This window comes from Candidatus Poriferisocius sp. (assembly GCF_965202595.1).
In the GTDB taxonomy this organism is placed as follows: Bacteria; Actinomycetota; Acidimicrobiia; order Acidimicrobiales; family Bin134; genus Poriferisocius.
In genome coordinates, this window is the sequence record NZ_OZ241836.1 from 659,376 (window position 1) to 674,222 (window position 14,847).

Below are 14,847 nucleotides of genomic sequence, written 5' to 3' on the forward strand. Positions count from 1 at the left end.
CCTGTTGTCGGTGAACGATCTCAGCGCGGAGGGCATCAACGAGGTGGTTCGGTGAAGCACCTGTTGTCGGTGAAAGATCTCGGCGCGGAGGGCATAAACGAGGTGTGCCGGTTGGCTGACGATTTCACCGAGGTGTTGCAACGACCCATTCCCAAGGTTCCCACCCTGCGGGGTCGCACGGTGGCCATGTTGTTCTACGAGGACTCCACCCGTACCCGCCTCTCGTTCGAGGTGGCCGCCCGGCGGCTGTCGGCCGACGTGATGGGCTTCAGCGTGTCCAGCTCCTCGGTCAACAAGGGGGAGTCGGTACGCGACACCGTGGCCACCATCTCGGCCATGGGTACAGATGTCATCGTGGTGCGCCACAGGTCGGCCGGGGTGCCCCACCAGGTTACAGCCTGGACCGATGCCGGGGTTGTCAATGCGGGGGACGGTTGGCACGAGCATCCCACCCAAGCCCTGCTCGACTGCTACACCATCCGTGATCGCCTCGGCACGGTGGCTGGGCGGCGCATCGTGATCCTGGGCGATATCAAGCACTCCCGGGTGGCTCGCTCCTGCGTGCTGGCGTTCACCGCGCTGGGGGCGAAGGTCACGCTGGTGGCCCCCCCGACGCTGCTGCCCCCGGCCCCGGACTCCTGGCCGGTGGACATAAGCCTCGACCTCGACGAGGTTCTCGGTGACTGCGATGTGGTGTACGGGTTGCGGATGCAGGCGGAACGCCAGTTCGAGGCCCTGTTGCCGTCGCTGCGGGAGTACACCGCCCAGTGGGGGCTCACCGTGGACCGGGCCGCCCGGCTGCACCCGGGAGCGCTCATCATGCATCCCGGTCCGGCCAACCGGGGTGTGGAGATCGCCTCCGAGGTGCTGGACGGCCCCAACTCGACCACGAACGAGCAGGTCCGCCACGGGGTAGCGGTAAGGATGGCGGTTCTGTATCTCATGCTGGGGGCCGATTCCCAGCCGAACCAGCGGGAAGACGAGGCATGAGCATCGTCATAAAGGGAGGTTCGGTGGTCGACCGCACCGGGGAGCGCGCCGCCGATGTGGTGATCGACAGCGGTCGGATTGTCGCCGTCGGTCCCGACCTCGGCGGTGATCGGGTTCTGGATGCCTCCGGCTGCGTGGTGGCCCCCGGCTTCGTGGATCTGCATACTCATCTACGCCAACCCGGGTACGAGGAGGCCGAGACCATCGAAACGGGGGGATGGGCCGCAGTGCGGGGCGGGTTCAGCGCGGTTGTGGCCATGCCCAACACCGACCCGCCCATAGACAACGCCGCGGTGGTGCGGGAGGTGCTGCTGCTGGGTCGCCGAGCGCCCTGCGACGTCTACACCTCCGGAGCCATCACCGTGGGCAGGGGGGGGACGCAGCTAGCTCCCATGGCGGAGATGGCCGCATTGGGGGTGCGCCTGTTCACCGATGACGGCAACGGTGTCCAGGAAGCCGGGCTGATGCGCCGGGCCATGGAGTACGCCGCAGGGCTGGGGGTGATGCTGGCCCAGCACTGCGAGGTTGATTCCCTGGCCGCAGGGGGTCACATGCACGAGGGTAGGTGGTCCAGTTGCCTGGGTATACCCGGGATACCCGCCGAGGCCGAGGAGCTGATGGTAATGAGGGACATTGCCCTCAGCCGGCTGACCGGTGCCCCCATCCACTTCCAGCACCTGTCCACCGAGGGATCCCTGGCCATGGTACGAGCTGCCCGCCGGGCCGGTGTCGCCGTAACCGCCGAGGTGGCCACCCACCATTTCACTCTTACCGACGAGGCTTGTGCCTCCTACGACCCGGTGTTCAAGGTCAACCCCCCCCTCCGCCCGGCTGAGGATATGAAAGCGGTGCGCTCCGGTCTGGCCGATGGGACGGTAGATGCCATTGCCACCGACCATGCCCCTCACCCCGGTCACACCAAGGAATTGCCCTTCGATCAGGCCCCGCCGGGGATGCTCGGCCTGGAGACCGCTCTGGCGCTGGCCCTCACCGAGTTGGATTTGCCGGTGCAAGAGGTGGTGGCGCTGCTGAGCTGGCGGCCGGCCGCCATAGCCGGGTTGGAGGGCGTGCATGGGGGTCCGATCGTGCCCAACGCGCCGGCCAACCTGTGCGTGTTCGACCCCGGGGAGGAATGGATTGTGGATCCCGGCAACCTGGCCAGCCGCTCCCGCAACACCCCCTACGCCGGCCGCCGGGTCCGCGGTCGGGTTCGCCACACCATTGTGGCCGGCCGGCCCGTGCTGGTGGATCAGGAGATGCAGCGATGATCGATGCGGCGGCTCTTGCGGGGGTTGCTCTCGATGCGGCGGCTCTTGCGGGGGTTGCTCTCGATGCGGCGGCCCTCGCGATGATCGTTCTCGCAATGATCGCTCCGGGGGCGGTCTCGTGATCGCTCCCGCGGCTCTGGTGCTGGGTGATGGCGAGGTTTTTGAGGGCGAGGCCATCGGCGCGGCCCCCCCCAACGGGATCACCTCCGGTGAGGTGGTGTTCAACACCGTGCTCACCGGTTACCAGGAGGTGATCACCGATCCCTCCTACGCGGGGCAGATCATCACCTTCACCTACCCCCACATCGGCAACTACGGCGTCACCCCCGATGATCACGAGAGCCGCCGCCCCTTCTGCCGGGGGGTGATCGTGCGAGAGATGGCCCGTCGCCGCTCCAACTGGCGGGCCACCGGCGACCTGGAGGCTTTTCTGGCCGAACAGGGCATTGCCGGCCTCGCCGGGGTGGATACCCGGCGGCTCACCAACCACATCCGCGAGGCCGGGGCCATGCCTGGGGCCTTCGGGACCGCGCCCGAGTCCGATCTGCGAGCCGCGGCCCGGGCCGAACCCGGCACCGATGGGGTGGATCTGGTGGCCACGGTCACCCGTTCGGAGCCCGAGCAATTCCCCACCACCCGCACCGATGGCCGCCCCCCCCGGAGGGTGGTGGCCCTGGATTTTGGAATGAAGGCCACCATTGTCCGCAACCTGCGGGCCATTGCCCAGGTCGAGGTGGTGCCGGCCGCTACCACTGCGGCCGAGATCCTGGCCCGGCAGCCCGACGGGGTTTTCCTGTCCAACGGCCCCGGTGATCCCACCGCAGTGGCCGGCGCGGTGGGCACCATTTCCGACCTGCTGGGCAGGGTTCCCGTATTCGGCATCTGCCTGGGTCACCAACTGCTGGCCTGCGCCCTGGGCGGGGAGACCTACAAACTCCCCTTCGGCCACCACGGTGGCAACCATCCGGTGCGCAACCTGGCCACCGGCGCGGTCGAGATCACCAGCCAGAACCACAACTTCTGCGTGGCCGACAGCACCATTGAGGGTGCCGAAATCACCCATGTCAATCTGAACGACCACACCGTCGAGGGCCTGCGCGGTCGCGACCTGCGGGCATTCAGCGTGCAGTACCACCCCGAGGCCGGTCCCGGCCCCCACGACTCCCGCTACCTTTTCGCCCAATTCGATGAGCTGATGAACAAAGGTACTTATGACTGAGCGGGCGGGACTCGTGGTGGCGGCTCATGGGACTAAAGGCATCCATGCCTAAGCGGGCGGACATAGATTCCATCCTTTTGATCGGGTCGGGTCCCATCGTGATCGGGCAGGCCTGCGAGTTCGACTACTCCGGTACCCAGGCCTGCCGGGTGCTGCGCGATGAGGGTTACCGGGTGGTGCTGGCCAACTCCAATCCGGCCACCATCATGACCGACCCCGATTTTGCCGATGCCACCTATGTGGAGCCGCTCACCGCCGAGGTGCTCACCAAGATCATCCAGAAGGAGAAGCCCGATGTGCTGCTGCCCACCCTGGGGGGTCAGACCGCGCTGAACCTGGCCATGGAGCTGATCGAGTTGGGGGTGACCGATGAGTACGGGATGGAGGTGATCGGGGCCAACCGGGAGGCCATCTCGACCGCCGAGGACCGGGCCAAGTTCCGCGAGGCCATGATCCAGATCGGCCTCCCCGTGCCCCTGTCGGCCACCGCCCACAGCCTGGACGAGACGATGGGGGTCATCGAGGACATAGGGCTGCCGGTCATCATCCGTCCGGCCTACATCCTCGGCGGCACCGGCACCGGAATTGCTCACACCCCCCAGCAGGGGCGGGAGATGGCCGCCCAGGGGTTGGCGGCCAGCCCCATCACCGAGATCCTCATCGAGCGGTCGATTGCCGGCTGGAAGGAGTACGAGCTGGAGGTGATGCGGGACCGGGCCGACAACTGCGTGGTGGTGTGCACCATCGAGAACCTCGACCCCATGGGGGTTCACACCGGCGACTCCATCACCGTGGCCCCGGCCCAGACCCTCTCCGATGTGGAGTACCAGACGTTGCGCAACGCCGCTTTCGCCTGCATCCGCCGGGTGGGGGTGGAAACCGGCGGCTCCAACATCCAGTTCGCCGTGAACCCCGACACCGGCGAGTTCGTTGTCATCGAGATGAACCCGAGGGTGTCCCGCTCCTCCGCGCTGGCATCCAAGGCCACCGGCTTTCCCATAGCCAAGATCGCCGCCCGCCTGGCCGTGGGTTACACCCTCGACGAGATTCCCAACGACATCACCCTGAAGACGCCGGCCAGCTTCGAACCGGTCATCGACTACGTGGTGACCAAGGTGCCGCGGTGGGCTTTCGAGAAGTTCACCGGGGTGTCCTCGGTGCTCAACACCCAGATGCAGTCGGTGGGGGAGGTGATGGCCATAGCCCGCACCTTCACCGAGTCTCTGCAAAAGGGTCTGCGCTCGCTGGAACTGGGTCGCCACGGTCTGAACGCCGACCCGGCCGAGGCTGCCTACGACCGCCTCGACGATCAGGAAATGCTGGCTGCGGTCGCAGTACCCACCCCCGAACGGATCTTCCAGATGGAGGCCCTGCTGCGCCGGGGGACAACCGTCGAGAAGCTGCACGAGGTCACCGGGGTGGACCCGTGGTTTTGCGACCAGATCCTGCGGATCACCGAGGAGCGGGCCGAGTTGGTGAGGTGCGGCTTTCGGGCCATGACCGCCCGGTCGTGGAAGCGGGCCAAGCAGTTCGGGTTCTCCGACGCACAGCTCGGCTATCTCTGGGATGTGGCCGCGTCCGAGGTCCGGGAGGCCCGGATAGCCGCCGGTGTCGAGCCCACTTTCAAAACGGTGGACACCTGCTCGGCCGAGTTCGAGGCCCAGACCCCTTATCACTACTCCACCTACGAGGACGTGAGTGAGGTGGTCCCATCCGACCGGGCCAAGGTCATCATCCTGGGATCGGGTCCGAACCGGATAGGGCAGGGCATCGAGTTCGACTACTGCTGCGTCCACGCCTCGTTCGCCCTGGCGGAGGCCGGTTACGAGACCGTCATGGTCAACTGCAACCCGGAGACGGTGTCCACCGACTACGACACCAGCGACCGGCTGTACTTCGAGCCCCTCACCGAAGAGGACGTCCTCAACGTGATTGATGCCGAGACGAGGTCGTCGCAGGCGGCAAGCAGTGGCCGCGTTGCCGGGATCGTGGTGTCGCTGGGTGGTCAGACACCGCTGAAGCTGGCTGGTGTGCTGCCCGAATACCTGGTGGTGGGTACCAGCCCCGACAGCATCGATCTGGCCGAGGACCGGGAGCGGTGGAACGCGCTGTGCGCCCGCCTCGAAATCCCCCAGCCCGCGGGGGGTACCGCGGCCACCGTGGAGGAGGCCCTGGCGGTGGCCGATCGTGTCGGTTATCCCGTGCTGGTGCGGCCCTCCTACGTGCTGGGCGGCCGGGCCATGGTCATCGTGTACTCCGACGACGACCTGGCCGACGCCATGACCGAGATGGCCGCCTCCGGCTCCCTGGGTCGCGAGGGTGGACTGTCGGCCGAGCGGCCGGTTCTCATCGATCGCTTCCTGGAGGATGCCATTGAGGTGGATGTGGATGCCATCCGGGACATGGACGGCGAACTGCTCATCGGCGGGATCATGGAGCATGTGGAGGAGGCCGGGGTTCACTCTGGTGACAGCGCCTGCATGCTGCCGCCGGTCAACCTGTCCGCCGACACCGAGGCCCTCTTGGGGCGGCATGTGAAGGCCATTGCCGACGAGTTGAACGTGGTTGGCCTCATCAACGTGCAGTTCGCGGTGAAGCGCCACGGTGAGGGGGTGGCGGATCAGGTGTTCGTGCTGGAGGCCAACCCCCGGGCCTCTCGCACCGTTCCCTTCGTGGCCAAGTCCACCGGCGTTCCCCTGGTGAAGGTGGCCACCAGGGTAATGATGGGATCCAGCCTGGCCGAGCTGCGTCAAAGGGGTTTGCTGGGCCGCCCGATGGACAGCGATCACATCTCGGTCAAGGAGGCGGTGCTGCCGTTCAACCGTTTTCCCGACGCCGATGCCATCCTGGGTCCGGAGATGAAGTCCACCGGGGAGGTGATGGGCATAGACCTGAAACCCGGTCTGGCCTTTGCCAAGAGCCAGATCGCCGCCGGGGCACCGCTGCCCACCCAGGGTACGGTGTTGATGTCGCTGGCCGACAGGGACAAGGAGGCGGGCGTGGAGATGGCCCGGATCTTCACCCAGTTGGGCCTGTCCATCGTGGCCACGGCCGGCACCGCCGCGGCGCTGTCCGGGGCCGGCGTGGAGGTGGCCGAGGTGGTGGCCAAGGTGGGCGAGGGAGGTAGCGACCTTGACGTGGTGGAGCCGATCCAGGGAGGTAGCGACCTCAATGTGGTGGAGCCGATCCAGGGAGGTAGCGACCTCAATGTGGTGGAGCAGATCCAGAGCGGCCGGGTGCAGCTAGTGGTGAACACTCCGAGGGGGCGGGGGTCGCGGGCCGATGGCGATCACATCCGCCGGGCGGCCAGCCGCAATCGGGTACCCCTGCTGACCACCGCATGGGCCGGTCTGGCCGCGGCCGATGCCATGCAGGAATGGTCCCGCCACGAACTGCGGGTCCGGAGTCTCCAGGAGTACCACCAGGGGGTGGCCAAAGATCAACTCACCCTCAAGCTGTGAGTGGTGAGCGATGCCCGGTGGTGGGGCCCCGGTGAGGGGGGGTCAAAGGTCAACTCACCCTCAAGCGTTTAGGTCGAAGCGCGCCGGGTTGGGTACCGCCATCGGCTCGGTGCTGTTGCCCAATCCGGTGATGACCGCCTCGGGCACGGTCGGCCACGGCGCGGAGATGGCCCGTTACCTGGATCTCTCCGAGCTGGGTGCGGTGGTGGTCAAGTCGCTGGCTGCCTACGAGTGGCCCGGGAACCCCTCCCCCCGGGTTCATCCGGTTCCCGCGGGGATGATCAACAGCGTCGGTCTCCAAGGCCCGGGCCTGCCGCGCTGGCTGGCCGAGGAGCTACCGGTGTTGGCCGGTACGGGGGCTCGTGTCGTGGTGTCCATCTGGGGGCGCACCCTGGACGACTACGCCGCCGCCGCCGCTCTTTTGGCCAGTGCCGGCGACCCGGTCCTGCAAGCAGTCGTGGCGGTGGAGGTGAACGTTTCCTGCCCCAATCTGGAGGATCGGGGCCGTATGTTCTCCCACTCCGCGGAAATGACCCGGGCCGCGGTGGCCGCCACTGCGGCGTGCGGTCTTCCCCGGTGGGCCAAGCTCAGCGCCACCGGCAACCTGGTAGAGGTTGTCGATGCCGCGATGGAAGGTGGGGCTGAGGCCGTTGTCCTCGTCAACACCTTGCTGGGCATGGTTATAGATGTCGAGGCTCGCAGGCCCGTGCTGGGCGGCGGTGGGGGAGGGGTGTCGGGTCGGGCCATGGGCCCGGTGGCGGTTCGGGCGGTTCATGACGTTCACGCCGCCCGCCCCGATGTTCCCATTGTCGGGGTGGGGGGCGTGGCCACCGGCACCGGCGCGGTCGAAATGCTGCTGGCGGGGGCCCGGGCTGTGCAGGTGGGTACCGCCACGTTCGCTGACCCCCGAGCCCCGGTCAAGGTGCTGAGAGGCCTGGCCCGGTGGTGCACCTCCCACGGTGTTGATCGGGTGGACGAACTGGTCGGAGCTGCCCATGAGTGAAATCGATCCTCTGGGGCCCGATGTTGCTGGGCCCGATCCCCTGGGGCCCGATCCCCGGCTGGCCATCGTTTTGGATGTGGATGATCTGGAACTGGCCTGCTTGATGGCCAAGGCGGTACGACCCTGGATGGGGGTGGCCAAGGTCGGGATAGAGCTGTTCGCAACCGCGGGCCCGGATGCGGTCAGGGCCATGATCGATCTGGGATTTGAGGTGTTCGTGGATCTCAAGTTCCACGACATCCCCACCACGGTGGGCCGGGCAGCGGCGGCGGTGGGTCGGATCGGGGGCCGGTGGCTGACCATCCACACCGCCGGTGGGGTCACCATGCTTCGGGCCGGGGTGGAGGGTCTGGCCGAAGGCAGCGGCGGCACAGCGGAGGTTCTGGGGGTGACAATTCTGACCAGCGAGCGGGATCGGTCCCCAAATGTGCTGGCGGAGCGGGTGGCTGCGGCCCGTGACGCCGGTTGCGGTGGGGTTGTGTGCTCGGCGGCTGATCTCACGGTGGTGAGGAATACGGCTCCCCGGCTGGCCCGGGTGGTTCCTGGCATCCGCCTCGCGGGTACGAGCCCCGACGACCAGGCCTGGCCGGCCACTCCGGAGGCGGCTATAGCCGCGGGAGCCTCCATGCTGGTCATAGGACGAACCGTGACCGCCGATGTCCAATCCTACGCCGGAGTTCAGTCCCATGCCGATGTCCAGTCCTACGCGGATGTCCAGTCCCATAAGGCTGGATCGGAGCAGTTGGAGCAAGCATTGGCCCGGATGGCCGAGCGGGCCCGGCTGCTTGCCGCCGCTATCCGCAGTCTCCGGCCCCAGGAAACACCGGGTAGCTCGTAATCCCAAAAAGTACTTGCAGCACGAACTACAATCATGTAATGGCAGAACCCCCACAACTGACAGAAGAGCAGCGCCGGGCAGCGTTGGCCAAGGCCGGGGAGGTGCGCCGCCGGCGTGCCGAGGTCAAGGCCAAACTCAAGATGAGGTCGCTCTCGCTCTCCCAACTGTTCGAGCAGGCTGAGACCGACGAGGTCGTGGCGGGGACCAAGGTGCTGGCCGTGTTGGAGTCCCTTCCGGGTCTGGGAAAGGTTCGGGCTCGCAAGGTGATGGAAGAGGTCGGCATTGCCGATAGCCGTCGCGTTCGCGGGTTGGGAGCGCAGCAGCGGGCTGCGTTGCTCGAACGCTGCGGCGGCTAGACCAACCACTCGTAATCGAACGCTGCGGCGGCTAAACCAACCGCTCATAATCGTACTGTCCGGCCCCGGTGGGGTCGGTAAGGGGGTGCTCGCGTCCGCCCTCGTGGCCGGCGATCCCCAACTGTGGCTCAGCCGGTCGTGGACAACCCGGGCCCGCCGCCCGGGTGAGGCCGAAACTGCTTACGTGTTCGTCGATGAGGCTGCTTTCAACCAGAGGGTTGCCGGGGGTGGCTTCGTGGAGTGGGCCGAGATCGCCGGCCATCTGTACGGCACGCCGTGGCCCGATGCCCCCGAGGGCAGTGACGTTTTGCTGGAGATCGATGTCCAGGGCGCGGTACAGGTACGCAATCGCCATCCCGATGCCCTGTGCATATTCGTGGAGGCTCCGTCGGCCGCGGAGCAGGAATCCCGCCTGCGGGGCCGGGGCGATTCCGAGGTTCACATTGCCGAGCGGCTGGCCCTGTCCGCGGCCGAGCGGTCCCTGGCTCGCGAACTCGATGCCGTTCGCGTGGTCAACGACAAACTCGATGAGGCGGTGGCGGAAATTGCCTCCATCATCGAGGATGCCCGCCGGGGCCCACCGGAAGGCGATGGGGGTGAGGGCGGATGAAGGATTTGTGGCGATGGGGGTGATGAATCCGGGTGATGAAGGATTTGTCGTGGCTTCTTGTTATCATTGGCCCGCTCTACCGGTACCGGCCGGAATAGGGTTGCTCATCACAAGAAGGCCATAAAGATGACCGAACAGCACGACACCATGATGCATCCGACCATTGAGGAGCTGCTGGGGCGTACCGGGTCCAAGTTCCGGTTGGTCACCCTGGGGGCGCTGCGGGCCTGCCAGATCAACTCGTACTTCGGCCAGCTCGGTGAGGGCCTGGGGGCGATGGTTCCACCCCAGGTGCTGACCACGAGCCGCAAGCCCCTGTCAATTGCCTTCGAGGAGATCGTGGCCGACAAGATCACTGCGGCCGATCCGGTCGAGGCATCGGAACCGGAGGAGGAGACCTCGCCCGCGTCCATGATTCTCACCGGTGGGGCCGATCTCGGCGGCGGCGCTTCCGACCCGGGCGATGGGGACCGATCCGGCCTCGATTCAGCGTCCTGACCAGGAAATGGCCGCGGTTGCCGGTAAGCATCCTGACATAGCAATGCCCGCGGTTGCCGGTAAGCGTCCTGACCAAGCTATGTCCGCGGTTGCCGGTAAGCGTCCTGACCAAGCTATGTCCGCGGTTGCCGGTAAGCGCATCGTGCTCGGCGTGAGCGGGGGTATAGCGGCTTACAAGGCGGTCGAAGTCTGCCGGCGGCTGATGGATGGTGGGGCCCACGTCCTACCGGTGCTCACCAGGGGTGCCACCCGGTTCGTGGGCCGGGCCACATTCGATGCCCTGGCCTCCGAGCCGGTTCGCATGAGCCTGTTCGACGAGGACGATCCCATTCCCCATACCACCCTGGGTCAGACCGCCGATTGCGTGGTGGTGGCTCCGGCGACGGCTCGGGTGATCGGTGCCTACGCTGCCGGCATCAGCTCCGACCTGCTGACCGCCACCCTGCTGGCCACCCGGGCCCCAGTGGTTATCTGCCCGGCCATGCACACCGAGATGTGGGAGCACCCGGCGGTGGCGGCCAACGTTGCCACTCTGATCCAGCGGGGGGTCCATGTCGTCGGGCCGGAAGCGGGTCTTCTGGCCGGAGGTGATGAGGGATTGGGGCGCCTGAGTTCACCGGGCGACATCGTGGCCGCGCTGGGGCGGATCCTGGCGCAAGCTGCGAATCCGCCCTCCGAAACCCCCGATATGGTCGGGCTGTCGGTGGTGATAACCGCCGGTGGCACCCGGGAACCCATGGATCCGATCCGCTACATCGGGAACCGGTCGTCGGGCAAGCAGGGTCATGCCTTTGCCGACGAGGCCGCGAGCCGGGGGGCCGAGGTGACCATTGTCACCACCGTGGGTCGCTCCGGACCGCCGGGCGCAACCGTGGTCAGGGTGGACACCGCGGCCGAGATGGCCGCCGCCACCACTGCGGCCGCCGCCGATGCCGACATGGTGATCATGGCCGCCGCAGTAGCTGATTTCCGCCCGGTTGATCCGGTTGGTGTGAAGCTCAAAAAGCGTGACGGGGTGCCCGATGTCGAGTTGGAACCCACCCCCGACATCCTGGCTGCGCTGGGGGCGTCCAAGCCAGAGGGGCAGATTCTGGTGGGCTTTGCCGCCGAGACCTGCGATGTCGCCGCCAATGCCACCGCGAAACTCAGCGGCAAGGGAGCCGACTACATCGTGGCCAACGATGTGACCGCCGAGAATGCCGGTTTCGCCGGCGACACCAACGAAGTTGTGGTGCTGGCTTCCGACGGTCGTATGCTCCCGATAGGTTTACGCTCCAAGCGGGACGTGGCCCGAGCCGTTCTCGATCTGGTGCTGGCCGACCGGAAACGGCGCGATGGGCGACAAGACCCCTCCTCAGGGGGTCAAGAACACAGCCGGTACGTATCCAATACTGTCAGCCAGGAGATTCAATGAGCCGAGGTTCCAACCACCGTTACTCCACTGTCAGCCAGGAGATTCAATGAGCCGAGGTTCCAACCACCGTTACTCCACTGCCAGCCAGGAGATTCAATGAGCCGAGGTTCCAACCACCGTTACTCCACTGTCAGCCAGGAGATTCAATGAGCCGAGGTTCCAACCACCGTTACTGCTTCACGTCCGAATCGGTAACCGGAGGCCATCCCGACAAGATTGCCGATCAGATCTCCGACGGGGTGCTGGATGCCCTGCTGGAGGCCGACCCCCACAGCAGGGTGGCGTGCGAGACCCTGGTTACCACCGGGCTGGTGGTGGTGGCCGGGGAGATCACCACCGAGGCTTACATCGACATCTCCCAGGTGGTGCGCAAAACCATCACCGAGATCGGTTACGACCGGGAGGACTTCGGTTTCGACGGCAACACCTGCGGGGTCATGGTGTCCATCGACGAGCAGTCCCCCGACATCGCCCAGGGGGTGAACCGGTGCGACCGGCCCGACCCGCTGGAGCAGGGGGCCGGCGACCAGGGCATGATGTTCGGCTTCGCCTGCGACGAGACCCCGGAAATGATGCCCCTTCCCATCCACGTCGCCCACCGGCTGGTGGAACGCCTCACCGAGGTTCGCCGTTCGGGGTCGGTGCCCTACCTTCGCCCCGACGGCAAGAGCCAGGTGACGTTCGAGTACGAGGGGACCAGGCCCGTGGGTCTCAGCACCGTGGTCTTGTCAGCGCACCACCGCGACCTGATCGACCTGATCGAGATGAAGAACGACCTCAGGGAGCAGGTGGTTGATCCGGTGGTGCCCGAGAGGTTCCGTGGAGACGGCTACGAGGTTCTGATCAACCCCACCGGCAAGTTCGTGATGGGCGGTCCGGTGGCCGATGCCGGGCTTACCGGGCGCAAGATCATTGTGGACACCTACGGGGGCATGGCCCGTCACGGCGGGGGGGCCTTCTCGGGGAAGGACCCCAGCAAGGTGGATCGCTCCGGGGCCTACGCAGCTCGCTGGGTGGCCAAGAACGTGGTGGCCTCGGGGGCGGCCACCCGCTGCGAGGTTCAGGTTTCCTATGCCATAGGTATCGCCCGCCCGGTGTCGGTAATGGTGGAGACCTTCGGCACCGAAACGGTGGATCCGGCCAGGATCAGCCGCCAGGTGAACGAGATCTTCGATCTGCGGCCCGGAGCCATAATCAATGATCTGGGTCTGCTGCGGCCCATCTACCGGCAGACCGCGGCTTACGGTCACTTCGGGCGCAGCCCTGAGAGCACCTTCACCTGGGAACGCACCAACCGGGTGGAAGATCTCCGCTCCGCGTTGGGGTTGTCCTGATCGCGGACCGCGAAGCGAACCGCGAAGCGGGCCACGAAATTGCATGTTCGGGTCCTTCCCGATGTCATCGCCGTAGATCGCGAGTTCACGTACACGGTTCCCGAGGGCTGGGACCGCGATCCCCGCTTCGGTGTCGGGTCAATGGTTCGGGTGGTGCTGAACGGTCGCCGGACGGGAGGGTGGATCACCGCGGTTGATGTGGACCGGCCCGAGGGGGTCGAACCGGTACCGCTGGCCCGGTTGAGTGGGTTGGGACCCGACGAGGGGCTCATCGATCTGAGCCGGTGGGCCGCCTGGCGCTGGGCCGGGCGCCCGGCCCACTTCCTGCGCACCGCTTCGCCTTCCCGCATGGTGCCGGCTCGTCCCCGCCCCCAGCGCTCCCGGTTGGTGCCCTCCGGTGACCACGCCAACCTGTTCAACGGCGAGGGCTGCACCCTGCGCCTTGCGCCCTCGGAGGATCTTCTTTCCATTGCCGTTGCCGCCGCGGCTCGGGGCCAGGCGTTGATCCTGGTGCCTGACCACGAGCGGGCCGATTACCTGGTGCGGGGTTTGCGCCGGGCGGGAGCGTGGGTTGTGCGCCATCCCGAGGGTTGGGCAGCGGCCTCAGCCGGGGCCACCGTGGTGGGCACCCTGTCGGCGGCGTGGGCCCCCGCCCCCGAGCTGGCCTCGGTTCTGGTGGTTGACGAGCACGACGAGGCCTATCGCTCGGAGTCCGCCCCCACATGGAGCGGCCGGGATGTGGCCATGGAGCGGGCCCGCCGGGCGGGGGTTCCCTGCGTGATGCTGTCACCGGTGCCCAGCCTGGAGGCGCTCCGGTCCCGGCCCCTGCTGCGGCCCGCCCGGGGCATCGAGCGCGACGGTTGGCCGCAGGTGGAGGTGGTGGATCGCCGCGGCGAGGATCCGGCCCGGGCCGGTCTCTACTCCCCGGCGCTGGTTCGGGCGCTGCGCGAGCAAAAGCAGGTGGCCTGCGTGCTGAATCGGCTGGGACGCTCGGCGTTGCTGGCCTGCCGGGTGTGCGGTGAGCTGGTCGTATGCACCGAGTGCCGGTCATCCATGCGCCAAACCGACGATGGACGGTTGCGGTGCCGGGCTGGGGATCACGTTCGCCCCCGGATTTGTGCCGATTGCGGCAGCACCGGGATGAAAAACCTGCGGGCCGGGGTGAACCGGGTCCGCGAGGAGGTGGAGGCGCTGGTGCGGTCCCCGGTGGCGGAGGCGACCGGCCAGGGCTATGCCGGCCCCGCCGGTGCCCGGGTGGTGGTGGGCACCGAGGCGGTTCTGCACCTGGGACGCCCGTTCGAGACGGTGGCGTTTCTGGAGCTGGACCAGGAACTGCTGGCCCCCCGGTTCCGGGCTCGGGAGCAGGCGCTGGCCCTCATAGCCCGGGCTGCTCGGGTGACCGGCTCCCGCACCGCCGGTGGGCGCATACTGCTCCAGACCCGGTTGCCCGAAGACCCCGCGGTGGTGGCCGCGTTCCGGGCTGATCCGGCGATCCTGGCCCGGTTCGAGCGGGACCGCCGCCAGGAAATTGGCCTGCCCCCCTACGGGGCCATCGCGGTGGTGTCCGGCAAGGTTGCTGGGGAGTACATGGAGCGACTGGGCAACCCGCTGGGTGTTCGGGTGGCTCCCGGCCCGGACGACCAATTCTTTCTGCGAGCCCCCGACTACGACACCCTGTGCGATGCCCTGGCCTCGGTGAAACGCCCCCCAGGCCGCCTCCGGATCGATGTGGATCCGGTTAGAGCGATCTAGCTTGCACTTCCAGTATGCGTCCAACGCTGCCCCCGATTATCGATGTGGATCCGGTTAGAGCGATCTAGCTTGCACTTCCAGTATGCGTCCAACGCTGCCCCCGA

At 67.1% G+C, this 14,847-nt stretch carries 13 protein-coding genes; all 13 read left to right on the forward strand.

Annotated features, from left to right (window positions below; genetic code table 11):
- The first annotated feature begins 51 nt into the window (after positions 1–51).
- The 13 genes from ACOGXC_RS03390 (at position 52) to ACOGXC_RS03450 (ending at position 14,743) form a co-directional block, all read left to right on the forward strand.
- Positions 52–990 carry an aspartate carbamoyltransferase catalytic subunit gene (locus ACOGXC_RS03390; RefSeq protein ID WP_419919310.1) on the forward strand — a complete coding sequence of 313 codons (939 nt, stop codon included), beginning with the start codon at positions 52–54 and terminating at the stop codon, positions 988–990.
- On the forward strand, positions 987–2,258 hold the full coding sequence (locus ACOGXC_RS03395; RefSeq protein WP_419919311.1) for a dihydroorotase: 1,272 nt from the start codon (positions 987–989) through the stop codon (positions 2,256–2,258). The genes ACOGXC_RS03390 and ACOGXC_RS03395 overlap by 4 nt, the downstream gene beginning before the upstream one ends.
- A complete protein-coding gene (locus ACOGXC_RS03400; protein ID WP_419919312.1) occupies positions 2,255–2,380 on the forward strand; it encodes a hypothetical protein in 126 nt (41 codons plus the stop codon). Before ACOGXC_RS03395 ends, ACOGXC_RS03400 begins: the two co-directional genes overlap by 4 nt.
- Entirely contained in the window at positions 2,380–3,477 is a 1,098-nt protein-coding gene (carA, locus tag ACOGXC_RS03405) for a glutamine-hydrolyzing carbamoyl-phosphate synthase small subunit (protein ID WP_419920003.1), read from the forward strand. The genes ACOGXC_RS03400 and carA overlap by 1 nt, the downstream gene beginning before the upstream one ends.
- Positions 3,478–3,521: 44 nt before the next feature.
- Positions 3,522–6,938: a carbamoyl-phosphate synthase large subunit gene (carB, locus tag ACOGXC_RS03410; protein ID WP_419919313.1), complete on the forward strand. Its 3,417-nt coding sequence runs from the start codon at positions 3,522–3,524 to the stop codon at positions 6,936–6,938.
- Between the two features lie 88 nt (positions 6,939–7,026).
- Positions 7,027–7,941 carry a dihydroorotate dehydrogenase gene (locus ACOGXC_RS03415; protein ID WP_419919314.1) on the forward strand — a complete coding sequence of 305 codons (915 nt, stop codon included), beginning with the start codon at positions 7,027–7,029 and terminating at the stop codon, positions 7,939–7,941.
- On the forward strand, positions 7,934–8,779 hold the full coding sequence (pyrF, locus tag ACOGXC_RS03420) for an orotidine-5'-phosphate decarboxylase (RefSeq protein WP_419919315.1): 846 nt from the start codon (positions 7,934–7,936) through the stop codon (positions 8,777–8,779). Before ACOGXC_RS03415 ends, pyrF begins: the two co-directional genes overlap by 8 nt.
- Before the next feature lie 38 nt (positions 8,780–8,817).
- Complete coding sequence (mihF, locus tag ACOGXC_RS03425) at positions 8,818–9,135, forward strand: integration host factor, actinobacterial type (protein WP_419919316.1); 318 nt, start codon at positions 8,818–8,820, stop codon at positions 9,133–9,135.
- A complete protein-coding gene (locus ACOGXC_RS03430) occupies positions 9,062–9,745 on the forward strand; it encodes a guanylate kinase (protein WP_419919317.1) in 684 nt (227 codons plus the stop codon). The genes mihF and ACOGXC_RS03430 overlap by 74 nt, the downstream gene beginning before the upstream one ends.
- A gap of 126 nt (positions 9,746–9,871) precedes the next feature.
- Positions 9,872–10,243 carry a DNA-directed RNA polymerase subunit omega gene (gene rpoZ / locus ACOGXC_RS03435; RefSeq protein ID WP_419919318.1) on the forward strand — a complete coding sequence of 124 codons (372 nt, stop codon included), beginning with the start codon at positions 9,872–9,874 and terminating at the stop codon, positions 10,241–10,243.
- A gap of 115 nt (positions 10,244–10,358) precedes the next feature.
- Entirely contained in the window at positions 10,359–11,657 is a 1,299-nt protein-coding gene (gene coaBC / locus ACOGXC_RS03440; RefSeq protein ID WP_419919319.1) for a bifunctional phosphopantothenoylcysteine decarboxylase/phosphopantothenate--cysteine ligase CoaBC, read from the forward strand.
- A 146-nt stretch (positions 11,658–11,803) separates the two neighbouring features.
- Positions 11,804–12,991, forward strand: coding sequence for a methionine adenosyltransferase (metK, locus tag ACOGXC_RS03445; protein WP_419919320.1), 1,188 nt, complete (start codon positions 11,804–11,806; stop codon positions 12,989–12,991).
- A 39-nt stretch (positions 12,992–13,030) separates the two neighbouring features.
- Positions 13,031–14,743 (forward strand): hypothetical protein, encoded by a 1,713-nt coding sequence (locus ACOGXC_RS03450; RefSeq protein ID WP_419919321.1) that lies wholly within the window; start codon positions 13,031–13,033, stop codon positions 14,741–14,743.
- Positions 14,744–14,847 lie beyond the last annotated feature (104 nt).

Bases quoted from the DNA above. Each gene is read 5' to 3' on its own strand.
- metK (WP_419919320.1), top strand. From the start codon at position 11,804: ATGAGCCGAGGTTCCAACCACCGTTACTGCTTCACGTCCGAATCGGTA.
- ACOGXC_RS03395 (WP_419919311.1), top strand. From the start codon at position 987: ATGAGCATCGTCATAAAGGGAGGTTCGGTGGTCGACCGCACCGGGGAG.
- rpoZ (WP_419919318.1), top strand. From the start codon at position 9,872: ATGACCGAACAGCACGACACCATGATGCATCCGACCATTGAGGAGCTG.
- pyrF (WP_419919315.1), top strand. From the start codon at position 7,934: ATGAGTGAAATCGATCCTCTGGGGCCCGATGTTGCTGGGCCCGATCCC.
- carB (WP_419919313.1), top strand. From the start codon at position 3,522: ATGCCTAAGCGGGCGGACATAGATTCCATCCTTTTGATCGGGTCGGGT.
- coaBC (WP_419919319.1), top strand. From the start codon at position 10,359: ATGTCCGCGGTTGCCGGTAAGCGCATCGTGCTCGGCGTGAGCGGGGGT.
- ACOGXC_RS03400 (WP_419919312.1), top strand. From the start codon at position 2,255: ATGATCGATGCGGCGGCTCTTGCGGGGGTTGCTCTCGATGCGGCGGCT.
- mihF (WP_419919316.1), top strand. From the start codon at position 8,818: ATGGCAGAACCCCCACAACTGACAGAAGAGCAGCGCCGGGCAGCGTTG.